Below are 24,715 nucleotides of genomic sequence, written 5' to 3' on the forward strand. Positions count from 1 at the left end.
TTTGAAATACTGGGGGATAAACTATGAAATCATTTGAAATTGGGAAAGATTTTATGCTAGATGGTAAGCCTATAAAGATTATATCAGGTGCTCTTCATTATTTCAGGATTGTTCCAGAATACTGGAATCATAGTCTTTATAACTTGAAGGCACTAGGATGTAATACAGTAGAGACGTATGTTCCGTGGAATATGCATGAACCAAAAGAAGGGGTATTTAATTTTGAAGGTATAGCAGATCTTGTGAAATATGTACAATTGGCTCAAAAATATGGATTAATGGTTATTTTACGTCCTACTCCTTATATTTGTGCAGAATGGGAGTTCGGTGGATTACCTGCTTGGTTACTAAAGTATAAAGATATAAGGGTTCGAAGTAATACGAACTTGTTCCTAAATAAAGTGGCAAACTTTTATAAAGTTCTCCTACCAATGGTAACCCCATTACAAGTAGAGAATGGTGGACCAATTATTATGATGCAAGTAGAAAATGAATATGGTTCATTTGGAAATGACAAAGAGTATGTAAGAAGTATAAAAAAATTAATGAGAGATTTAGGCGTTACAGTTCCACTTTTTACTTCAGATGGTGCATGGCAAGAGGCTTTAGAATCAGGGAGCCTGATTGATGACGATGTTTTAGTAACGGGTAATTTTGGCTCACGCTCTAATGAAAATTTAAATGCACTTGAAAGTTTCATTAAAGAAAATAAAAAAGAATGGCCATTAATGTGTATGGAATTTTGGGATGGCTGGTTTAATCGGTGGGGTATGGAAATTATTCGACGTGATAGCAGTGAATTAGCAGAAGAAGTCAAGGAACTATTGAAAAGAGCTAGTATTAATTTCTACATGTTTCAAGGTGGTACTAATTTTGGATTTATGAATGGTTGTTCATCGAGGGGAAATGTGGATTTACCACAAATTACTTCATATGATTATGATGCATTACTGACAGAATGGGGAGAGCCAACGCCAAAATATTATGCTGTTCAGAGAGCTATTAAAGAAGTTTATTCAGATGTAGACCAATTTGAACCGCGCTTTTTACCACGTGCAAGTTATGGGGAAATTAAATTGAATCGCAAAGTATCACTATTTTCAACATTAGAGAAAATAGCGAAGAAGAGACAAAATTCTTATACATTAACAATGGAAGATATGGATCAGCAGTATGGTTATATTTTATATCGAACATTTTTAAAAGGACCAAAAAATATAGAAAAATGTAAGGTAGTAGATGCTAGAGATCGTGTACATTTGTTCCTTAATGAACAATTAGTAGATACCCAGTATAGAGATGAGATTGGTAGAGAGGTATCGTTGGATTTAACTAAGGAAGAAAATACGTTGGATATTTTAGTAGAAAATATGGGACGTGTTAATTATGGGGCAAGATTGTTATCTCCAACGCAAAGAAAAGGTATCTCCTCAGGTGTAATGATTGATATACATTTACAATCAAACTGGGAGCATTATGCACTTGAATTTGATAGTCTTAATGAGATTGATTTCAACGGTCAATGGGAACCTAATACGCCTAGTTTTTATGAATACACATTTAATGTACAAGAATTAAAAGATACATTTTTAGACTGTAGTAAGTTGGGAAAAGGATTTGTTGTTTTGAATGGGTTTAATTTAGGAAAGTATTGGGATGTAGGTCCAACGGGTTATTTATATATCCCGGCTCCTTTATTAATCAAGGGAGAGAATAAGTTGATTGTCTTTGAAACGGAAGGGAATTATGAGGAAGAACTTTATTTAAGGGAAAATCCAATTTATTTAGATATAAAATAAACATTTCTAGTATTTTGTTTGATATTTCTTAGCGTTATAATGGGCAGCTTTGATGAAGGAATTAGCTAAAGCGTATAGTTTAGAAAATTCTATGTAGATTATTCCGGTTTTAGCTGCTTCACAGACTGAATTTTCGTAATGTGCAAACTTTTTGAAGAGGTATTATTTGAAATGAAATCTTTTTACACGGAATGAATGGATGATTCATTATTAAAGTGATAAAGGAGAACGGTTTCATGAAAAGGATAATATTATGTATATTTGTTTTAAGTTTTGTTATGGGGTCTTTCAGTTTAAATGCGGTCGCAGAAACGGAAGAAAGCGCTAAAATGATATCAAATTGGAAAAGGGTACTTGTTGGTGAACCTTTTACAAATAATGATGTAATTTTAAAAAATATCGTTTGGGATAAAGAAAAGGATTTACAAGATAACGTGTTAAGCAATCTAAACAAAGAAAATGAAAGTCCTTCCTTATTTAAGAACCTTCCAGACTGGAAACAGAATTCTACACAAATCACAGAAACAGTGAAAAATATCGAAAAAATGGCGGTACTTTATCAAACACCTAATTCGATATACTATCAAAAAGATACATTACAAAAAGATATTATGTACGCAATAGAATACTTCTATGATCAAATGTATAATGAAAAAATTAAAAATACGTATGGAAATTGGTGGGATTGGGAGATTGGGACACCACAGTCATACAATAACATTTTGGTATTAATGTTTGATGATTTAACTGAGGTGGAGCTAAGCAAATATATAATGGCAGTAGATCGTTTTGTACCTGATCCAACAAAAAGATTAAATGGAATTAAAGAAACGGGAGCTAATTTACTAGATAAAAGTTTTATAGTCATGGTGAGAGGTATCCTGAACAATAATAATAATAAAATTCAATTAGGAATAGATGCGACAAATGATGTGTATAAAATAGTTCAAAATGGCGATGGATTTTATAAAGATGGATCATTTATACAACACACATATAATCCGTATACGGGTGGGTATGGGGAAGTGTTACTTGCGAGAAGTGCTGATATTCATGAATTGTTTAGTGGAACAGACAGACTAACGAATGTACAAGGAATTAAAAAACTATATACGTATATTAAAACTACCTACTTACCAGTTATGAAACAAGGTGAAGTATTTGATATGACGCGTGGCCGAGGCATGTCTAGACAAAATTCCTCCTCTAGTATTGTAGGGAGAAATATTCTGTATGAAATACTTGTAATTAGTTCACAAAATCAAGACTTATCATATCGGGGGAAATATGCACGTTATGTAAAAGAAGCTATATTTCAACATAACGATTCGGAAAGTTATTATAATGGGTTATCCATTCATAAAACGCAAACATTTCAACGTTTAATGAGTGATAGTTCAATTAAACCAGATTTTGGTGTGAGAGATACAAATAATATGTTAAGCGCAATGAATCAGATGACCCATCAAAAGAAGGACTTTGCAGCTGGATTGAGTTTATTTGGTAAACAAATCAGTTCTTTTGAATATGGAAATGGTGAAAATATGAAGGGATTTTACATGGGAACGGGGATGTTATATTTATATAACAATGACCTTGGTCAATACGATAATGACTATTGGGCAACTATAGATATGACAAGACTTCCTGGCACAACAACAGATCATAAATTAGGGAATTTAATTGATTGGAAAAATTATAATAATCCTAAGTCTTGGTCAGGAGGCGTTTCAGATGGACAGATTGGTTCTGCCAGCATGTATTATACTATGCAGAATGTCACTGGAAGCTCATTAGAAGCAAAAAAATCTTGGTTTTTTCTCAAAGATAAAATTGTAGCAATGGCTGCAGGGATTAATTCAAAAGAGAATGCTGATACAGAGACAATAGTTGAGAATAGAAGATTAGAGAAAGATGGTTCAAATCTTCTGGAAGTGGAGGGTAAAGAGGTAGTTTTTGATCAAGGTATCCTATTTCAAGGAGCTTCTTGGGCCCATCTTAAAGGAAAAAACAATCAGTCTGATATTGGTTATGTGTTTCCTCAATCTGAAAATATATATGCTGAAAAGAAAGAGCGAAGTGGAAAGTGGTCTGATGTAAATAAAGGGGGATCAAGCGATCAGGTAAGTAACATGTTCGCAACACTATCAATACCTCATGGAAAGTCGCCTTCAGGTGGTGAGTATGTGTATGTAATTCTTCCTGGTAAGAATCAAGAAGAGACATCTACTTACGCAAAAGAAATGGATGTTTCGATACTTTCTAATACACCAACGCAACAAGTGATTTATGATGATGCTGATGATATATGGATGGGGAACTTTTATGAGATAGGGAAGGTGAATGAAGTAGAGGCTAAAACTAGGGGAGCAATTGCAATAAATTATAAAGATAATGGTGTCAAAGTAGTGATGGCTGATCCAATGAAAGAGCAAGCTAAGGTAATCTTTACTATACCTAAAAAAATAGGTTACAAGGTAGCAGAAAAGGACGATGAGATAACTGTTAAGGAAGATGCAAACTCTTGGATAATAGAAATGGATAGTTCGGATAAAAGTGGGAAAAGTTCTCAAGTGTATTTTGAATAATAAAGGTTACAAAATACATTTTGATGTGCAGATTGTGTAATAGCTCCCATATAAAACATAAATAAAAGTCAAGTGCTATATTGATAGCCTTGACTTTTATTATGCTCGCAACTAATGATTCTGGTGCAAGACTAAATGATAGCAAAATATACACGGAAATATATCTTGAATATTTAATGAGTAACAGTTTACAAAATACGTATCGTGTTTTGGATTTTAAAAAATTTATTTTCAATTTTCCTAGGTGGCCCGTGAAATAATATCTTGTTTATCAAGTAATAACCTCAAGCTTGATAAAGAGGTTGATTGGAAATTATCTTTTGACATACGTTTTCGGTAGTGCGTAGGAGTTTCCTTAGTCACTTTTTTAAATATGCGGCTAAAGGCTGCTAAACTATGAAAACCAACCTGATAAGATATATTTTCTACCGATTCATTAGTCATTGAAAGTAAATATGCTGCGTGATTAATACGCATCCTTATAATCCAGTCTTTCATGCTCATCCCAAAATGATTTTGAAATACCCGAGAAAGATGGCTTCTATTGACCGCAAGATGGTTTGCTAAATCACTTACGGTAATCTCCTCTATATAATGCTCTCCAATATATATCATGGCTTCAATTGCGAGTCGTGAAAATTTTTGTTTTACTCCTGGTGAGAGTGAACTACCATCTGTAAGAAATAATCTTAAAAAACGATAGGTTAGCTCATTCAACTTTAATTCATCTTCTAATGTACTTTCGGAGCAATTCATACACTCCAAGATAATCTCCAAATATTGTTGAATATTAGTTGAGGTAACAGCGTAGTTATCACCTTTAAAATTTGAAAAATTAATAATTTCTTCTGCAACCTTCCCACCAAAAGAAAGCCATGCATACAACCATGGTTCCTCTGCGTCTGAACGATAAAAGGTAGACTCTCCTGGAGGAATAAGAAAAAGATCCCCTTGCTTTAATGAATATTTTTTATCTTTTACATAGTACTTCCCTTTTCCATCTAGCACGACATGAATAATGTAGCTGTTACGTACAGTAGGACCAAATGCATGAAAAGGTAGTGTTTTGGAAAAACCGCAAAAATCAAAATAAAGTTCGCTCGAGAAGTGGTGGTGTTCTTTTTTTTTAAATACTGCTTGTTCCATGTGCTTCTCCCTTCTTCGAGATTACTATAACCAATATGCCTTTTGAAGCAGGAAACGCAACAAAAGGTTAAATCAAGGTCACAAAATGATATAAAACAGAAAACGCTTTCTTGTTAAACTATACATGAAAAAGAAAACCATAGGAAGGTTAATGTAATTCTTCATTTTTTATGGATAACATTGAAAACGTTTTCTCTCTTTTATTAAAACTAAGTGGAGGGGAATTTCACACAAGGGGAATGAAATGGTTAAAAAATTTAAACAACGTGTTTCCTATGCTTTAGGTGCATTTGGTCATGACATATTTTATGTAACTTTGAGCACCTATTTTATGGTCTTTGTTACGAGTGCGATGTTCACTGGGGCAGATAAAGAAACAGCGGGAAAAATGATTGGAATTGTTACGAGTTTAATTGTAGTAATCCGTTTGGTAGAAATTATTTTTGATCCGATTATTGGAGGAATAATTGACAACACAAAAACGAGATTCGGGAAGTTTAAGCCTTGGTTAGTTGTTGGTGGTTTAGTTAGTTCTATCCTTCTTGTATGCATATTTACCAATTTCTTTGGTCTTGCAATTCATAATACTACATTGTTCATCATTTTGTTTGCAATTGTTTATATCTTACTCGATAGCTTTTATTCATTTAAGGATATTGCCTTTTGGTCAATGATTCCAGCGTTAAGCACTAAAACCAAGGAGCGAGAAAAATTAGCAACATTTGCACGACTGGGCTCATCACTTGGTGCGAACGGAACTACACTCGCAGTTGTACCAATCGTCACCTTCTTTACTTTCTTGATGACTGGTGAACATTCTCAAGGCGCCTCTGGTTGGTTTTGGTTCGGCTTAATTGCAGCTGTCATTTCTGGAGGGACAGCCGTTATTGCAGCGTTTGGCACAAAAGAAAATGAAAGTGTAATTCGTCAGCAGCAAGAAAAAGCAACCCTTAAAGATATTTTTAAAGCTATTGCGAAAAACGATCAGTTGATGTGGTTAGCACTATCATATATTGCATATGCCATTGCGAATGTTGCAACTACCGCCGTGTTATTCTTCTACTTCAAATATATTTTAGGAAATTCAGGTGAGTTCTGGATTGTAGGACTAATTGCAGCTGTACTAGGTTTAATTGCTGTTCCGCTTTTCCCAACACTCACGAAGTTAATTTCAAGAAGGTTTGTATATATTGGCGGAATTGTAATGATGCTTCTTGCATACGTATGTTTCACTTTAGCTGGAACAAGTTTACTGGTAGTCATTGTGGGATTGGTTCTCTTCTATTTTCCTCAGCAGCTAATTTTCCTTTCCGCTTTAATGACTATTACAGACTCAGTTGAATATGGACAATGGAAAAATGGTACCCGTAATGAAGCTGTGACACTATCAATTCGTCCATTACTCGATAAAATTGCGGGAGCTTTATCAAATGGAATCGTTGGGTTTGTAGCTGTTGCTTCTGGGATGACTGGCAATGCTACAGCAGCAGATATTAGTGCTAATGGTATTTCGACATTCCATCTTTATGCGTTTTATCTTCCAGCAGTACTCATGATTTTTTCAGCTATAATTTTCGCATGGAAGATCACATTGACAGAGAAAAAGCATGTACAAATTGTCAAAGAATTAGAAGCAAGGCTAAATCATAGTGAGAAAGCAGCAGAAGGTTTTAGTTCTAGTGCTGCACATGCTCATTCTAAATAAAGGAGTTGGGGAAATCTAAAATGAACATTACAACAAAAGATTTCGGTGCCGGTTATACGAGTATCACTATTACCAATCTGAACGGCCTTCAATTGAAAGTTTCAGACCTAGGAGCTCGTATTACAAGTTTAAAGGTACCAACAACACATGGTTTACGTGAGCTTATACTTGGTTTTGATACAGCAAAGGAATACCTTGAAAAGGATTTATATATTGGTGCCTCAATCGGACGTGTAGCTGGACGAATTCGAAATGGAACTTTTCAAATCGATGGGGAAATCTATAAAGTACAAGTTGATGAGAAAACTGGGAACACTTTACATGGTGGTACCCCAGGGTTTGAAAGTAAAAAGTGGCAATATTGTGTTGTCGAGAATAATGATGAGGCCTCAGTGGTATTTCATATGGTGAGTCCACATGGTGAAAATGGTTTTCCAGGGAACCTTGATATTGAGATATGTTATACATTGACTAACACCAATGTTTGGAAAGTGGAAACTAGAGCGACAAGTGACAAAGATACCTTATTCAATCCAACAAATCACGTATATTTCAACTTAACTGGTGATGTAGCACAACCCGTAAATGAACACACATTGTGGGTGGATAGTGATCAATTTGCACCATTAGATTTGGAAAGTGTTCCAATTGGTGTGAAGTTACCTGTAGAAGGGACTTCATTTGATTTTAGAAAGCCAGTGAAACTCAAAGAAACCTTCGGTAGTAATTTTGTTCAAAAGGAATTAGTGGATGGAATTGATCATCCATTCTTCTTGAATCGACCCGAACTTTCACATAGTTCAGTGAAACTCACTAGCCCGGATGAATTGGTTTCTATTGAAGTAGCCACAAAAGAACCCAGCGTCGTCATCTTTACAGCAAATTTCGGTAAAAATACACCGCTTATGCATGGCAAGCAACTTGCAAACCATGGAGGGATTACTTTTGAAACACAGGTTTGTCCAGGGGCTGAACAGTTTTTTGGTTTTGGAGATATGGTACTTAGGGCGGATTCAGCTTATCAAACGGTGACAGAATTTCATATTATTTGAGAGCAAATTTTTGATAGTCTCTTAAAATATGAAACATGTATAGAAGGATTAGATACCGTTATCGCAACTTACTTAAAATACGATGTTGTGTCTAGAAATAGTGTTGAACTGTTAGAAGTAGTCGAATGAATAATGGAATGATTTCTATTTTTAAAATGAATGCAAAAGGGAGGTTTATATTTATGGAAAAGAAACGTGAGCTGGCTTTAAAATTTGCTGAGATATTTGGAGATCAAGAAACAACCCAATATTTTTCTCCAGGGCGTATTAACTTAATCGGGGAACATACAGACTACAATGGTGGCTATGTATTCCCAGCTTCTATTACATATGGGACTTATGGAGTGGCTAGGCGTCGTGAGGATGACAGGGTATTAGTTTATTCAACAAACTTTGAGAAACTTGGAGTGATTGACTTTACCGTGAATGAACTAAATTACGATAAAAATGACAATTGGGCAAATTATGTAAAAGGAGTTCTTTTAACGTTGAAAGAAGCTGGTCATAAAATAGACTCTGGTTTTGAATTATTAGTTGAAGGGACGATTCCAAATGGAGCGGGTCTTTCAAGTAGTGCATCACTTGAATTACTTGTAGGCGTAGTATTAGAACGCCTGTTCAACTTAGATGTGACACGACTTGAATTAGTGAAAATGGGTAAAAAAGTTGAGAATGAATATATTGGTGTGAACTCTGGCATCATGGATCAGTTTGCCATTGGATTTGGTGAAGAAGACAAAGCAATTCTCCTAGATACCAATACGTTAGAGTATGAAATGGTACCAGTGGTTTTGAATGACTATGCTATTGTAATTATGAATACCAATAAGCGCCGTGAACTAGCAGATTCAAAATATAATGAACGCCGTGCTGAATGTGAAGAAGCACTCGCATGTCTCCAAACAAAGTTAGAAATTAAGGCACTTGGAGAACTAAGCAAAGCAGAATTTGATGCAAATCAAATTCTTATAGGGGATGAAATCTTAATTAAACGCGCTAAGCATGCAATTTATGAAAATGAGCGCACAAAGAAAGCAAAAGAAGCTCTTATTGCAAATGATTTAGAAGAATTCGGAAAGCTATTGAACGCTTCTCATGCATCTTTAAGGGATGATTATGAAGTTACTGGGCTGGAATTAGATACATTGGTAGCCGCTGCGCAAAAGCAAGAGGGGGTACTTGGGGCACGTATGACTGGGGCTGGATTTGGTGGATGCGCCATCGCATTAGTAAAAGAAAGTGAAATCCATGCTTTTAAAAACAAGGTTTATGATGAATATCTTAAAGTTATAGGATATGCACCTGTCTTTTATGTAGCACACATTGGTAGTGGAACTACAATAATCGGATGATGAATGGGGTGAAAAAGATGAAAACAAGCCAAGCAATTTATGATTTTACTACACTTGCAATTAATAATGGAGCTATTGAGGAAGTTGATCGAATTTATACCCACAATCAACTATTACGTTTGATTGGAGAATCGGACATGGGGGAGATTACTAGCGTAGTCGAAACGAACCCACATGTGCTGTTAAATGCGCTTTTAGGTATTGCGATGGAAAATCTAAGTATCTCTCAAAATCAAGTTAATCGTGATATGTTTGAAGCGCTTTTAATGGATGTAATTACACCACTTCCATCTAAAGTTAATGCGAATTTTCAGAAGGAATATCGTAAAAGTCCTAAACAAGCAACGGATTATTTCTTTGAACTTAGTAAACGAAATGATTACATAAAGACACGTGCGATTGAAAAAAATATTCAATATGTAGCAGAATCAAAATATGGCGAACTGGAGATTACCATTAATTTATCCAAGCCAGAGAAAGACCCTAAAGAGATTATGGCAGCTAGAAATATATCGACGGGTAATTATCCAAAATGTTTACTTTGTATTGAAAATGAAGGGTATTTCGGTCGTTTGAACCATCCAGGTAGAAGTAATCACCGAATCATTGATATTGAACTAGATGGAGAAGAGTGGGGGTTTCAATATTCACCATATGCATACTTTAACGAACACTCCATCATATTATCTAAAAAGCATCGTCCAATGGAAATTTCTCGTGAGACATTTTCTCGTTTGTTCTGTTTTGTAGAAACAATGCCACATTACTTCATTGGTTCAAATGCGGATTTACCTATTGTAGGAGGTTCTATCTTAAGCCATGATCATTATCAAGCCGGACGCCATATCTTTCCAATGGCAAAGGAGAACGTTCTTAAAACATTTGAATTACCTGCTTATCCAAATACTTCTTGTGGTATTGTCAACTGGCCAATGAGTGTGATTCGTCTCTCTTCCCTAAATAAAGAAGAACTCATTAATGCCAGTACCTATATCTATGAAAGTTGGAAGAATTATTCGGATGAATCCTTACAAATTTGTGCACAATCAAAAGATGGAACAAAACATCATACGATTACACCAATTGCAAGGCGCCGTGAAGAGAAATATGAAATTGATCTTGTACTTCGTGATAATAATGTGAGTGAAGAATATCCTGATGGAATTTTTCATCCACATCAAGATGTACAGCATATTAAGAAAGAAAATATCGGACTTATTGAAGTCATGGGACTTGCAATTCTACCGCCACGTTTGATTAAGGAACTTCATGAAATTGAGCTGTACTTGTTAGATAAGGGGGAATATGTTCCAGAAATCCATCAAAAATGGGCAGATGAATTAAAAAAACAAGGTGGATATACAGAGGAAAACATCCAAAGATTTCTTCAAACTGAAGTTGCAAAGAAATTTGAACGTGTCTTAGAAGATGCTGGGGTTTATAAGGTGAATAAAGAGGGAAGAGCGGGGTTTGAGCGCTTTATTAAGGAATTACAAAGTATAAATGGATAGGTGATGACTAGATGACAGTATTTATTTTAAGTGGTACAGGATATTGGCTCACATGTCTTCCAGTTAATGTATCACAAATGGCTATGAGGTAGCAGTAACCGATAGTCTATTGACTGTTTATATCAAATCGTTACATAAAAAAGCGCGGATATACGTGATAAGAAATGTATTTATAGTCATAAAATTTTGACGTAAGGGCAGCTGATACATAGTTGTCCTTTCATTATGCAATAGATGTATAGATCATGTGAGAATTACAAAAATAGTATATTGTTCCATATGAGTGATAATAAAAAAATGAAAGATTGAATAAGGTAAAGGATTATTATTTTAATGAGGATGATTAACCAGAAGCTTGTGTAGAGTTAACTATGCCACCTGACATAGGAATCTTGTTAGATTCAAAACCAAACAATCATGTAAGTAGAGATATTGATAATATATAAATTTAATCTAGGCATCCATTCGGGTGCTTTTTATTTTGAAGGAGGATAAAGGAGATACATTAAATTGATGAAGTTTTAATAATTAAAGAAATTGATTTAGAAGGCTTCCGCTGGACCTGTAGCACCGCTTATTTCAATAAAGGCTCTACTAACGCATTATTTCTACCTATATGGTATTCTGATTTCCTTGTAGTAAAGGTTGTATAAGTTAGAAGCATAATAACTTGAGTAAAAGAACTGCTATTAACATACTTAACATACATATTTGTTTTGTTAATTGTGGGCGTGTTTTGAGGTTTGTATATAGTAATTTCATTTGAAAACTTGAAAAATATTAAAATATGTAAATTTTTTGAATTTATTATTAAATGTATTTAATATTTGTAATTTGTTGTTTTATAATGATACTCGGGTTGGTCGTGAATGTTTTAGATATTGCGATATACAATCGGATTAATTTATTTTAGGGAGGTTTCAAAATTGGGTAAGAGAGTTATTATAAGAGTTTTTACATTATTATCAGTACTGGCATTATTCCTTAATGTATTTTTACCAAGGGCTAGTGCAGAGGTTATGACGCACGAGAAATATTCAATGGACTGGAGTTATAGTGATAGTCTAGGTAAGTACATTCGAACTGAAATTATTAAAAATTCAAGCGGTCAAATTGCTTATTGCTTAACTCTTGGATTAAAATCACCAAATGGTGAAAATCTTCCTGAAATGGGGAAAACAGATAATGTAGTATATAGGGTCTTATTAAATGGTTTCCCACAAAAAAGTGCAGAACAACTGGGAGTAGCTAATAAGAATGAAGCACATTATGCAACTCAGCTTGCGGTTTGGAATGCATTAGGTCAACTTGATGTAAATGAATTAAAACATGAGAATAAAAATGTTGAAAAAGCGGCTAAGACAATTATTAATGCTGCAAACAAAAGTGAAGATACTCAAGATATTTTTATGAATGTGATTCCTGCTGAAAAGCAAAAAGCAGAATTAAAAGGTGAGTTCTTCGAAACGAATCTATATACAGTACAAACAAATGCTAAGAGTGGTTCTTATAAAGTAGTAGCGAAAAATGCACCTAATGGAATAAAAATTGTTAGTGAAAATGGTGAAGTGAAAGATCAACTTTCAGTTGGAGAGAAATTCCGTATCCAAATTCCTAAAAATACTAAAACAGGTGAATTTAATCTAAGTGTTGCTGCAAACTTAACAAAAGTTCAAGCAATTGCTTACCGCGGTACGGATACTGTTCAGAATGCTACAGTATTACTAGAAAGAAATGAAGAAAAGCTTAGTAGTGACCTTGCAGTAAATTGGGAAGCTGCTGGTTCTTTAAAAATTAAAAAAGTTGGAGAAAGTGGAGAAGTATTAGCTGGTGCGGTATTCGAGGTTTTTAATGCGAATAATGAATCAGTTGGAAAAATTACGACTGATGCTGATGGTACGGCAGAATTAAATAACCTGCCAATTGGTACTTATACTGTAAAAGAAATAAAAGCACCTACAGGCTATGTTTTAGGTGATAAACCACAAACTATTGAAGTTAAGACAGGAGAAACAGGAGCTGTTCAAATAGTAAACAACAAGGCAAAGGGAAACATTGAAATAAAAAAACTTAGTGATTCAGGTAAAGTGCTACCTAATGTTGAATTCACTGTTTTTACTGAAGATGGAAAAGAAGTGAAAAAGGCAGTAACAAATGAAAATGGAATTGCAAAGGTTGAAGGCCTTACATTTGGTAAATATTATTTCTTAGAAACAAAAACACCAAATGGATATATCGGAAATAAAACAAAGTATCCTTTTGAAATTAAAGAGCACAATAAAACACTTACTTTTACAGTGGAAAATACCGAAGTAAAAGGTAGTGTAAAACTATTAAAAGTAGATACCGAAGATATTAGTAAAAAGTTAGAAGATGCAGTATTCGAGTTAAAAGATGCAAGTGGAAAAGTAATTGGCGAATATAAGACAGATAAAAATGGCGAGATTAATGTTAAAAATCTAACGTATGGTAAGTATTCATTTGTAGAAAAGACTTCTCCAAATGGTTACGTTCTTGTTACAGAACCAATTGTGTTCGAAATAAAGGAACATGGAAAAATTATTGAGCTATTAGCAGTTAATCATCTAATCAAAGGTGATCTGGAAATTACAAAGGTAGATGTTGCGGATGGAAACAATAAGCTTCCAAATGCAGAATTTACGATTTATAACGAAGCAGGAAAAGAAGTAGTAAAAGGTAAAACAGATGATAAAGGTATCGCTAAATTTGAAAAGCTACCATTTGGAAAATACACATATAAAGAAACTATTGCACCAAACGGTTATATCTTAAATGAAGAGACGTTTTCTTTTGAAATCAAAGAGAATGGTCAAATAATTAAACATATCGTCAAAGATGAGAAGATTCCTTCAATTAAAACAACAGCAACTGACAAAAAAGATGGTACAAGAGAAATGCACACTTCTAAGTCTGTAACGATCCAAGATAAAGTGGAATACAAAGACCTACAAGTAGGTAAAGAGTACACTGTAAAAGGTAAATTAATGGATAAAAAGACTAATAAACCATTCGTTGTAAATGGTAAAGAAGTAACAGCTGAAACGAAGTTTATACCAAAAGAAGCTGCTGGTTCTATTACATTAGATTTCACTTTTGATGCAACTGGTTTAGAAGAAAAAGAAGTAGTAGTATTCGAAGAGTTACTGAAAGACGGAAAAGTTGTTACGACACATGCTGATATCAATGATAAAGGTCAAACAGTTAAGTTCGTTAAGCCATCAGTAAAAACAACTGCTACAAACAAAGCTGATGGTGGAAAAGAGATTCATTCAAAGGATTCTATCACAATCCAGGATAAAGTGGAGTACACTAACTTAGTTGTTGGTAAAGAGTACACTATAAAAGGAAAATTAATGAACAAAGCTATTAACGAACCACTATTAATTGATGGTAAAGAAGTAACAGCTGAGACTAAATTTATTGCAAAAGAAAAGAATGGTTTTGTAACATTAGACTTTACGTTTGTTGGTGCTGAACAGCAAGGAAGAGAAGTAGTCGTGTTTGAAGACTTATTACATGAGGGTCAAGTAATTGCAACTCACGCTGATATTAACGATGTAGGTCAAACAGTTCGATTTGTAGAGCCTTCTATTAAAACGACAGCTACAAATAAAGCTGATGGTTCTAAAGAGTTAGATGCTTCTAAATCTGTAACAATCCAAGATAAAGTGGAATACAAAGACTTAATCGTGGGTAAAGAGTACGTTGTAAAAGGTAAACTAATGGATAAAGCAACAAAAAAGCCATTATTAGTTGATGGTAAAGAAGTAACAGTAGAATCTAAGTTTACTGCTAAAGAGAAGAATGGTTCTATCACACTAGATTTCACATTTAATGCTTCTGCATTACAAGGTAAAGAAGTAGTAGTATTTGAAGAAATGTATCAAGATAATATATTAGTAGCTATTCACGCTGAAATTGAAGATAAAGGACAAACAGTGAAATTTAAAGAGGTAAAGCCGGAACAACCAAAACCGGAACAACCAAAACCAGATAAAAATACGCCAACACCAGAGCAACCAAAAGAGCAAGTAAAAGAACAACCACAACCTAAAAAAGAAGTTCAATCTAAAATTGGATGGTTACCACAAACAGGTGCTAATCTTACAAGTTGGATTTCTATGGCTGCAGGCGCATTACTGTTAATTGTTGGTGGAGTAATTTTCTTAAAACGTAAAAACGCATAAAATTTAAAAAATAAGCACATCTCTTTTTACAGGATGTGCTTATTTTTATGTTAGTAATTGTTGCTTTTTTATGATTTAAATGTATTTTAACTTTATTATAAAAGAGCCCAAATCAAAGCCTGTTTTTATTATAGCTATAGTTGAAATTAGGGCTAATGGATATTTAATAATTGTTTTTTTAGGAACTCCTGTATATTTTTCGTATTGTAAACCACCATTCTCGATTTATTCAACACCATTTATCAATTTAGCCAAGAAGACTCCTTCCTCAAGGAGCGTGAAGGACGTAGCCCAGCGAGTAGGTGGGAGATGAATTGGCTTCGAACAAGAGATGGCAGGAAGTCATCTTAATTGTTCGACATATGTAAAGTGTTACCGGACAATTTGTCATAATCACTTCACTATCAATCGAATGTATGTTTGGTATATAATAGACATATATCGAAATGGAGGTGAAACGAAGGATGATCAATAAAGCGTATAAATTTCGTATCTATCCAAATAAAGCACAAGCGATCCTAATCAATAAAACGATTGGGTGTTCTCGTTTTGTATTCAATCACTTCCTATCTCTATGGGATAATGCATACAAAGAAACAGGAAAAGGTTTGACATATGGTACATGCTCTGCCAAACTTCCTGCCATGAAGAAAGAGTTTGTTTGGCTAAAAGAAGTGGATAGTATTGCTATTCAATCGTCTGTTCGCAACCTTGCGGATGCTTATACACGCTTTTTTAAAAAACAAAACAGTGCCCCGCGTTTCAAATCTAAAAAGAACAACGTACAATCTTATACCACAAAACAAACAAATGAAAACATTGCTGTTGTGGGAAACAAAATGAAATTGCCGAAACTAGGTCTTGTTCGATTTGCCAAAATTCGTGAAGTAAAGGGACGTATTTTAAATGCTACGGTTAGACGGAACCCTTCTGGCAGATACTTTGTGTCATTGTTAGTTGAAACAGAAGTGCAAGAACTTCCGAAAACACATTCTTATATTGGAATGGATGTAGGATTAAAAGATTTCGCCATTTTGTCAGATGGAACAACCTATAAAAACCCTAAATTTTTTCGCTCATTGGAAGAGAAGTTGGCAAAAGCACAGCGTGTTCTTTCTAGAAGAATGAAAGGATCTTCTCGCTGGAATAAGCAACGAGTTAGGGTAGCTAGAATTCATGAATGCATAGCTAATGCTAGAAAAGATTACTTGGACAAAATTTCAACTGAAATCATCAAAAACCACGATGTTATCGGTATAGAAGATTTGCAAGTATCGAATATGTTGAAAAATCATAAGTTAGCAAAAGCGATTAGTGAAGTATCTTGGTCACAATTTAGAATGTTGCTAGAATACAAGGCGAAATGGTATGGAAAACAAGTCATTCTGGTATCCAAAACATTTGCCTCAAGCCAATTATGTTCTTGTTGTGGGTATCAAAATAAAGACGTTAAGAATCTAAATCTTCGTGAATGGGATTGTCCTGAGTGCAATAGTCATCACGACAGAGATATTAACGCAAGTATCAATCTTAAAAATGAAGCTTTAAGGCTTCTAACCGTAGGAACTACGGGGATAGCCTAATGAATTAGAAGTCGTTAGGCTTCTGTACTTAGGAATCTCCCACTTCAAACAGTCCGTAAGGACGTTAAGTGGTGAGTAGTTCAATGTAGTCTCATTTTGAGAAATCATAACTTTTAAATGCTTGGAAACTTTTCTTCAAAAACTCTAATAAAAAAACTAAAAATAGGTACTGTTTGTGAAAAAGAAACTACAGTTATTATGGTTCAATTATACAAAGATGCTGCTCATACACAGACTATAGGGAAACTGATTTCAAATGATATTATACTTTATCCTAGGCACCTATAAATATACAATATAAATTGGCTACTTGGAAATTGAAAATAGGTAACTATATAATCAAAACAAAGGAATCTCTTATTATAAGAGATTCCTTTGTTTTGATTATAATATTAAATTTATTATAGGGCTTCTTTACCCTTCGGCATTTAACTAAAGCAAAATTGTAAACCTAAAATAAAACAACTTTATCCTTTCCTATAATTCTACAGAAAGAAAAGTTTATCTTTTGCAAAATGCATGTGATGTCACGAATAATTAAAAAGTTATTCAATAAAAAAGCTAACTGCCGCTTTTAAACTTATTGAATTTAACTAATTTAGTTATATATCAATCAACCACGTCCAGCTTGGAAAGATGGATATAGCGACATACCACCATCAGCAAACATTGTAATACCTGTTACATAGCTCGCTTGTGAAGAAGCAAGCCATGCTGCTACCGCTGCAATTTCTTTCGGTTCTCCGATATATCCCATAGGAACCATACTTTCAACATCAGCACGTTTTTCTGGATCCGCAAATTTTTCAGCATTAATCGGCGTATTCATAGCACCAGGGCCAATATTATTTACACGGATTCCTTTTGGTGCATATTCTAGTGCTAATGTTTCTGTCATTAGCTTAACGCCACCTTTACTTGCTGCATAGTGTACAAATAATGGCCATGGAATTTGCTCGTGAACGCTTGACATATTAATAACACTACCTTTAATATCATGCTCAACAAAATATTTAATTGCTTCCCGGCTCCCTAAGAAAGCCCCTGTTAAATTCGTAGCAATTACCCTATTCCAATCACTTAATGGCATTTCATGTGAAGGTACTGAATTTTCGATACCCGCATTATTAATCATTACATCCAGTGTACCAAATTCTTTCACAGCAGATTGAATGAGATTGATAACATCTGATTCAATTGTTACATCTCCTTTTACCGCGATTGCTTCTCCACCTACTTGTTTAACTACTTGTACTACTTCATTTGCCTCTGATTCGTTTGAATAATAATTTATTACAACTTTGGCTTGTTCTTCTCCAAAACGAATTGCCATCGCTCTTCCTAACCCTGAGGATGCACCTGTAATAACAACAACTTTCCCTTTTAAATCTGTATACATAATTTTTTCCTCCTTTTTATCCTTTTGCAATTCCTAACATAATGCCAGCTGCAATAATGAAGATAATTCCAATGATAATTGCAATAAATTGTCGTTTTGTTTTCTTTTCACCTAATATAAAAATTCCACCTAAAGTTGAGATCACAATCCCCATTTGGGAAAGGGAAAAACTTGTTGCCACCCCTACACGTGGCTGGGAAATAAATAAAAACATATTTCCGGCTGCCCAAATTAAACCAGGAATAATATTGCGAATTGCATATTTATTAAATGGTTGATGCTTAAAGGTTAATAGGATTCCACCTAACACCATACCAATGGCTTGTGGTAATAACGCTGACCATCCGTCTATACCAAATAGGCGGATAATTACCACATATACTAAGTAACCAAGAGTTGAAATTAATAAAATCACGATCCCTTTTTTGAAATTTCCTGTTTGTTCATTGTTTTTCTCTTCTTTGCTTTGGAGAGATGTGAGAACGATTCCAATTATGATACAAAGGAGTGCCAGAACACCTAATACTACAGATGTTGTTGTTGACCATTCATGAAATACAATGACCCCAAATAAAGTAGTCGAAACTAATTGCATTCCTGTTGAAATAGGCATTGTTTTAGAAACCCCAATTAAATCAATACTTTTCAATTGATTGGCTTGTCCTAATGCCCAAAATAGGCCTGATATAATTCCGATAATTATCACCATAGGCGTCAAAACGGGTTTTATAAAAATATAAACACCGATAGAAAAAACTAGAGCGCCAAGGGTAGTTCCAAGTACTTGACTGTAAGGACCGCCTCCTAGCTTAACGTTGAAGAGTACAATACTTCCCCAAAATAAGGCTGGTAAAATTGCTAATAAAATATCCATTTTTTCTAACCTTCCTAAAACATATTTGTTAAGTTGAATACTTGTACGAGACAGTATCTTTGTGTCGAGGGAATTATTTTAGAATAAGAGAAGTTTTCCGTTTGTCTACCTCTAATATGTGTTTACCCAAAATAAAAGAAAAATAACATCATGTTGAAAAAGAAAATAACTAGCACGAAATTAAAAAAGTTATTAGAAAAGAATATGATCAATACAATCTCAGGTTTTGAAAATAGGAATAATGGAGAAAAACATGATGTAAAATTAAGCTAGGTTATACAAAAAATACAAGATAAAGTGGAATACAAAGACTTAATCGTGGGTAAAGAGTACGTAGTAAAAGGCAAACTAATGGATAAAGTAACAAAAAAACCATTATTAGTTGATGGTAAAGAAGTAACAGTAGAATCTAAGTTTGCTGTAAAAGAAAAAAATGCCTCTATCACACTTGATTTCACATTCAACGCTTCTGCATTACAAGGTAAAGAAGTGTTAGTGTTTGAAGAATTGTATCAAGATAACATCTTGGTAGCTATTCACGTTGACATCGAAGATAAGGGTCAAACGGTGAAATTTAAAGAAGTAAAACCAGAGCAACCAAAACCAGAACAGCCGCATCAAGATAAAAATACTCCAACTACAGAACAACCAAAAGAACAACCACAACCTAAAAAAGAAGTTCAATCTAAAATTGGATGGTTACCACAAACAGGTGCTGATCTTACAAGTTGGATTTCTATGGCTGCGGGCGCATTACTGTTAATTGTTGGTGGAGTTATTTTCTTAAAACATAAAAGCGCATAAAAATAAGCACATCTGTTTTTACAGGATGTGCTTATTTTTATGTTAGTAAATTAGTCTTATTTACAGTATTCTAATCTATTTGACTATCTTTGAGTTGTTGTAATAATTCCAGGACAGCAAAACAGTCAGCTGCAGCTCGATGTTTAATCGTTAATTCTGTTGCATCACTTAATGAAATCCATCTTTTTGAATCTACATAATCGGCGTACATTTTCATAACACATGTGGATTTAAAATCCTTAAATTCTACATTGTTAGCAATACAGGTGTTTTCTATCATACCTAAATCAAATTCAGCGTTATAGATAAGTATAGTTTTTCCTACGGTAACTTCACGTAACTCATTGTATATTGTTGTCTATGATGATGCACCGTGGACCATTTCATTTGTAATACCATGAATGGAGGTTGCTTCAGCTGGAATTATTATAGTTGGCTTAACTAAAGAGTTTAATAGGATTTTTCCTGCTAAATCAATTACACTTATCTCGATAATTTGATCTCTTAGAGTAAGTCCAGTTGTTTCGGTATCTAAAATAACAAACTGATCTTTGTTTATAAACATTTTGTTGATAAATGTTTTGATTTTTAATTTTGTTTCTTTTAATTGATTCATAATTACTTGGTGTTCGTAGCAGCTAGGGCAGAGACTTAAACGTAGTTTGGCTTTACTTTGAACAACGTGGCCACACTGTTTACAAGTCCGTTGCTCTATACCTAATTTTCTACCATTTGATAGTGCTAGTTTTTTGCTTATCAGATAATTGCCGTTTTTTTTCTGATTTTGAACGTTCATATAGCTCTATATACCTATTATTTACTCTCTGGAATACCTTAGCTACAGGAGCTTCTAAAGGCTTTAAACCTTCTTTGCTGAGTTTAGTTTTGCTTGCAAGTTCTATGGGGACCTCGCTCCAATTTTTATAACTTATCATTATTCTTCACCCCAATGGTTAATTTAGCTATTGAAATAAATATGTGGGAATTTTTTTGATTTATTATTAACCTTATCTAAATTCTAACCTAATTCTAATTTATGGTAAAATTAAAATGCGGATAGGAAGAAAAAGGGTAAATGGTAATGGATTATTAGTATATCGGGGGAATATAAATGTTAAACAATAATGTATTAGATGAACTATTTAATGAGGTAGCATATAAAGATGAATCGTATTTTTATTATTTTTACACTATGAAAATGGCGGCAACATCAGAATATATTAAATTTGGTCCTGGTGCATTTTTAGAAAATCAACATCAAGTGATATGTTTTACTAATAAGAGGATTATGATGCTTGAATTGAATCCGTTAACTGGTAAGTTTAATGGCAATAAGATAATAATTGATATTGAAGATGTAGAGGGTATTAAAGTAAAAAGAGGGCTAATAAAGTCTAAAGTTATTGTTACATTAAAAGATAACAAAGGGGATATCGTTATGAATCCGAATAGTTTTACTATTGGATTATCAAATCATAAAAAAAACTTAGTGAAACTGCAAGAGATGTATAGTTAAAAACCAGTCTCTATAAAGTTAAGAATCCATTTCGATTAAGATCTTGATAAAAGACTTATTAGAATGGATTTTTTTATAGGGGATATGTATTGATATTCAAAATTTAAATTTGAATAGTTTGTCTGAATTTATTTATTATCAGTAAAATATTCAATTTAATAAGTGATTTAATCTTATACAAAACACTTATTAAAATTATTGATAGATGGATTTTTTAAGCACTTTAATAATAAATATTTCAGTATTATCAGGGAGGGATATAGTATTTACTAGAATTAAATTTATCATTTTCTTCGTCATTCTCTTAATAGGAATAATGGCAGGTTGTGCAGTTAAAGACTTGCCTGCTAGCAAAAGCGAAAATAGCCATCAAGGAATCCGGAATGATGAAAGAGAATATAATGAGAAGTTAAATGGATTCAAACAAGTAAAAGGTAAATTTATTCAAGAATTTGATGGAGATACGATACTGATATCTACAAAACAAAATGGAGAAGTTATAAAGAAAAAGGTAAGGGCTTTATTAATTGATACCCCAGAAGTACAAAAAGTTAAAGATGGAAAAGTTATATCTCCATCTATGCCTTTAGCAGATGAAGCGAGGGAATTTCTTAAAAACAAGTTAAAGGGAAAAGAAGTTACCCTTGTATATCATAAAGGTGATTCAAAAGATAAATTTAATAGGGAACTAGCATATATATTTGTAGATGGAAAGTGTATACAGACTGAATTATTAAGAGAGGGCTTAGCGATAGTTAGATATGTAAAAGAGTCAAACACCTCGTTATATGATGAGTTTAAACAGGCAGAGGACGAGGCACGTAGTCAGAAAAAAGGGGTATGGGCAATCACTGATTATGTGGTCCAAAGAGAAAGAGAATCATTTTATAATTTTGATAAAGCTAAAAAGGGTTTATAAAGTGGCGTGTTTTAAAATTGTTTAAGTTATTATATCGACTCTTTCCAATACGAAAGGAGTTTTTATATGTTGAAGAATATTAAATTTTAATAATTTGTTATAATAATAAATTTATTTATATATAATGTTATAAATATAAAATAATTACAAGTCATATTTATAAGAGGAGAGATGCAAATGAATAAAAAAAGATATACATTATCGTATTATGAGGAAAATAAAAAAGAAGCAATCCTGTATGATATTTCAGAGAGGGAGTTCTTTAATGCTGAATTAGAAGCGTTAAAGAAATTAGCGGAAGTAAAAAATTTGGATTATAAAAGAAAAGATAAGATTACATTGATTAATAATAAAACTAAGGCAGCATATACGGCTAATTGGTCTAAAACAAGTCCAGTAACTGATCAGAAGAGGAATTTTTATCTCAGCAATTTTGTTTATAAAAGTGAAAAAAAAACAAAAACAGAAGAATGTTTGGTTACGCGCTATATTGCCAGTTGAGATAGTATTAATATTATTAATTGCCTCAATAATATCCGTAATAGTGTTTAATTATATACCAAGTTTATCTAGTCATGCTTGTAAACCAGTAGCAGGTGCTATTTTCTTGATTTTCTTAGTGTTGACTCAGTTATTAAAAGAATTTCTTTATGAGATAATAAGAAATTCATTTGATAGAACTTGGGTTATTTCTATTCATATTTTTGCTTTTGAATTGGCTATAAGTTTTAGTACATTTACTTCAATTTTTGCCGCGATAAATGGGGGGGATTTACCCTTGACCAAAGAAGCTGAGCGGTTTACAGAAATTTATTTAATAGGCTTAGTGATATTAGCAATTTTTATTTTAATTAGGATAAATAAAGACGCAAAATTGATTAGTAATAGGGAAAAGTTTCACAATCATAGTATATAATATTAAAAATATGATTATTGGTAAAAACAGAACCTAGCAGAATAAGTGATAAGCGTGAGTACTTTAACGAATTCAATCATTTTAAACAGATATTAGAGGAGGAATAAAAGGGAAATTCGGACTTTACTTTTGTAAAAGGATATTTTTTATCTCCTGATTTTTATGGTTGGTAAATATAACCGTTTTTCTAACTCTAAAAACTGCTAATCTTTGGTATAATATAGAGATGAAATTTGAAAAAGGGCAGTTTCTTGTATATGAAAAATAATGAATTATATAGAGCTCCTAATTGATAGGAGGTCTATTTATTGTGTTCCAGTTCAAGTATAAAATTAGGGGAGGGTTTACTATGAAAATGCGTTTTCTAGGGATGATGCTATGTGTGATTCCTTTGATTACAGCTGAAGGTTGTTCACTTAGCAATGAAGAATCTAAAGAGATTGCTAAAAGTGAGATAAGTAAAAAGGAAGATAAAGCAACTAAAGAAACGGAAAAAACTCCCGTTGTACCGCAAGTAGATGAGAATTGTTCAGAGGTATACAGTAAAGAAGAATGCGAAAAGTTTACTGAGTACTATAAGTCTGGGGAAGGTCAAAAAGAGGCTGAAGTAGCTAAAGAAAAAACCACAGCAAAAACTGATGGCAAACTAACTGAAAAAGAAGTTTACGAAAAAGTTGCAGAAGTGTTGAAAGAATTGGGAGGAGGATCACAAAAAGTCTTCCCTGCCCCTTATGAAAAAGATGCAGTACAGAAGAGAACCGACGGCCTGTATTTTATTCACTCTACTTATGAATTAAGAGGAACACCAAAAGGAGACGGTGTATACGGGTTTGAAATGCTTATGAGTGATACGTTCGAGTTAAAAGATGCTTACATACAAGGAACTTATGGGAGATATTCCAGACCAATGAAATACGATGAAATAAATGAGTCTTATAGAAAACAAGCAGAACAAAACGCAATAGAGAAAGCGAAGGAAACACCTGAGGACAGGGAACGTAAGAAACAAGAGGATGAAAAGAGTAAAAAAGAACATGAAAAGGTCATGAACAGTATTTATGGTGATGCAGTTAATGGTGTAACGGCTGATGAAAATGGTGTACGTAAGTAAGTTTGATATTTTTGTTTTGTTGGTAAGACTTCATCGCTATCAAGTTAAGAAACACATTCTTCCCCAAAACGGTAAAAATAAACTTCGGTGCTATAAAAAACAAAAAAATTCCGTTTGGGGGATACTTTAAAATCTTAGCTTGATGGGTATGGGGGAGCATCACACATCCATCAACTTAAGAATTTTATAACGCTCCCAAAACAAAAAAATGTATATTTTCACCTTGAGATGT

16 protein-coding genes and 2 pseudogenes are annotated in these 24,715 nt (G+C 33.5%); 14 read left to right on the forward strand and 4 right to left on the reverse strand.

Annotated features, from left to right (window positions below; genetic code table 11):
• Window positions 1–23 precede the first annotated feature (23 nt).
• Window positions 24–1,799, forward strand: coding sequence for a glycoside hydrolase family 35 protein (locus ACZ76X_RS26410; RefSeq protein WP_479852178.1), 1,776 nt, complete (start codon window positions 24–26; stop codon window positions 1,797–1,799).
• A 236-nt stretch (window positions 1,800–2,035) separates the two neighbouring features.
• Window positions 2,036–4,387: a polysaccharide lyase 8 family protein gene (locus ACZ76X_RS26415; protein WP_479852179.1), complete on the forward strand. Its 2,352-nt coding sequence runs from the start codon at window positions 2,036–2,038 to the stop codon at window positions 4,385–4,387.
• Window positions 4,388–4,627: 240 nt separating this feature from the next.
• Here ACZ76X_RS26415 and ACZ76X_RS26420 read toward each other — a convergent pair whose 3' ends face one another.
• The gene (locus ACZ76X_RS26420; protein WP_479852180.1) at window positions 4,628–5,533 is read right to left on the reverse strand and encodes an AraC family transcriptional regulator; all 906 of its coding nucleotides are present in this window, start codon (window positions 5,531–5,533) and stop codon (window positions 4,628–4,630) included.
• A 244-nt stretch (window positions 5,534–5,777) separates the two neighbouring features.
• On the opposite strand from ACZ76X_RS26420, the gene ACZ76X_RS26425 reads away from it, so the two are divergent.
• The 6 genes from ACZ76X_RS26425 (at window position 5,778) to tnpB (ending at window position 16,944) form a co-directional block, all read left to right on the forward strand.
• Window positions 5,778–7,238 carry a glycoside-pentoside-hexuronide (GPH):cation symporter gene (locus ACZ76X_RS26425; RefSeq protein ID WP_479852181.1) on the forward strand — a complete coding sequence of 487 codons (1,461 nt, stop codon included), beginning with the start codon at window positions 5,778–5,780 and terminating at the stop codon, window positions 7,236–7,238.
• A gap of 20 nt (window positions 7,239–7,258) precedes the next feature.
• Window positions 7,259–8,290 carry a galactose-1-epimerase gene (locus tag ACZ76X_RS26430; RefSeq protein ID WP_479852182.1) on the forward strand — a complete coding sequence of 344 codons (1,032 nt, stop codon included), beginning with the start codon at window positions 7,259–7,261 and terminating at the stop codon, window positions 8,288–8,290.
• A gap of 182 nt (window positions 8,291–8,472) precedes the next feature.
• Window positions 8,473–9,642 carry a galactokinase gene (locus tag ACZ76X_RS26435; RefSeq protein WP_479852183.1) on the forward strand — a complete coding sequence of 390 codons (1,170 nt, stop codon included), beginning with the start codon at window positions 8,473–8,475 and terminating at the stop codon, window positions 9,640–9,642.
• Window positions 9,639–11,153, forward strand: coding sequence for a UDP-glucose--hexose-1-phosphate uridylyltransferase (gene galT, locus ACZ76X_RS26440; RefSeq protein WP_479852184.1), 1,515 nt, complete (start codon window positions 9,639–9,641; stop codon window positions 11,151–11,153). The genes ACZ76X_RS26435 and galT overlap by 4 nt, the downstream gene beginning before the upstream one ends.
• A gap of 926 nt (window positions 11,154–12,079) precedes the next feature.
• Window positions 12,080–15,361, forward strand: coding sequence for a VaFE repeat-containing surface-anchored protein (locus ACZ76X_RS26445; RefSeq protein WP_479852185.1), 3,282 nt, complete (start codon window positions 12,080–12,082; stop codon window positions 15,359–15,361).
• A 464-nt stretch (window positions 15,362–15,825) separates the two neighbouring features.
• Window positions 15,826–16,944, forward strand: coding sequence for an IS200/IS605 family element RNA-guided endonuclease TnpB (gene tnpB / locus ACZ76X_RS26450; RefSeq protein WP_479852186.1), 1,119 nt, complete (start codon window positions 15,826–15,828; stop codon window positions 16,942–16,944).
• A gap of 613 nt (window positions 16,945–17,557) precedes the next feature.
• On the opposite strand, the gene gdh is transcribed toward tnpB, so the two are convergent.
• Window positions 17,558–18,343 carry a glucose 1-dehydrogenase gene (gene gdh, locus ACZ76X_RS26455; protein ID WP_479852187.1) on the reverse strand — a complete coding sequence of 262 codons (786 nt, stop codon included), beginning with the start codon at window positions 18,341–18,343 and terminating at the stop codon, window positions 17,558–17,560.
• 16 nt (window positions 18,344–18,359) lie between these two features.
• Window positions 18,360–19,217, reverse strand: a complete 858-nt coding sequence (locus tag ACZ76X_RS26460) for a RhaT/GlcU family sugar-proton symporter (protein WP_479852188.1) — start codon at window positions 19,215–19,217, stop codon at window positions 18,360–18,362.
• Window positions 19,218–19,502: 285 nt separating this feature from the next.
• On the opposite strand from ACZ76X_RS26460, the pseudogene ACZ76X_RS26465 reads away from it, so the two are divergent.
• Window positions 19,503–20,021, forward strand: a pseudogene (locus ACZ76X_RS26465) (VaFE repeat-containing surface-anchored protein); the annotation flags it as partial.
• 70 nt (window positions 20,022–20,091) lie between these two features.
• Here ACZ76X_RS26465 and ACZ76X_RS26470 read toward each other — a convergent pair.
• Window positions 20,092–20,956 (reverse strand): annotated as a pseudogene (locus ACZ76X_RS26470) (exonuclease domain-containing protein).
• A gap of 176 nt (window positions 20,957–21,132) precedes the next feature.
• On the opposite strand from ACZ76X_RS26470, the gene ACZ76X_RS26475 reads away from it, so the two are divergent.
• The 5 genes from ACZ76X_RS26475 to ACZ76X_RS26495 all read left to right on the forward strand — a co-directional run bounded on the left by ACZ76X_RS26475 (window position 21,133) and on the right by ACZ76X_RS26495 (window position 24,483).
• A complete protein-coding gene (locus ACZ76X_RS26475) occupies window positions 21,133–21,537 on the forward strand; it encodes a PH domain-containing protein (protein ID WP_479852189.1) in 405 nt (134 codons plus the stop codon).
• Window positions 21,538–21,853: 316 nt separating this feature from the next.
• Window positions 21,854–22,456 carry a thermonuclease family protein gene (locus tag ACZ76X_RS26480; RefSeq protein ID WP_479852190.1) on the forward strand — a complete coding sequence of 201 codons (603 nt, stop codon included), beginning with the start codon at window positions 21,854–21,856 and terminating at the stop codon, window positions 22,454–22,456.
• 177 nt (window positions 22,457–22,633) lie between these two features.
• Complete coding sequence (locus ACZ76X_RS26485; protein WP_479852191.1) at window positions 22,634–22,957, forward strand: hypothetical protein; 324 nt, start codon at window positions 22,634–22,636, stop codon at window positions 22,955–22,957.
• On the forward strand, window positions 22,947–23,372 hold the full coding sequence (locus ACZ76X_RS26490) for a hypothetical protein (RefSeq protein WP_479852192.1): 426 nt from the start codon (window positions 22,947–22,949) through the stop codon (window positions 23,370–23,372). Before ACZ76X_RS26485 ends, ACZ76X_RS26490 begins: the two co-directional genes overlap by 11 nt.
• A 349-nt stretch (window positions 23,373–23,721) precedes the next feature.
• Window positions 23,722–24,483 (forward strand): hypothetical protein, encoded by a 762-nt coding sequence (locus tag ACZ76X_RS26495; RefSeq protein WP_479852193.1) that lies wholly within the window; start codon window positions 23,722–23,724, stop codon window positions 24,481–24,483.
• Window positions 24,484–24,715: the final 232 nt, after the last annotated feature.

The sequence above is a fragment of the Bacillus sp. BC05(2025) genome, assembly GCF_056725905.1.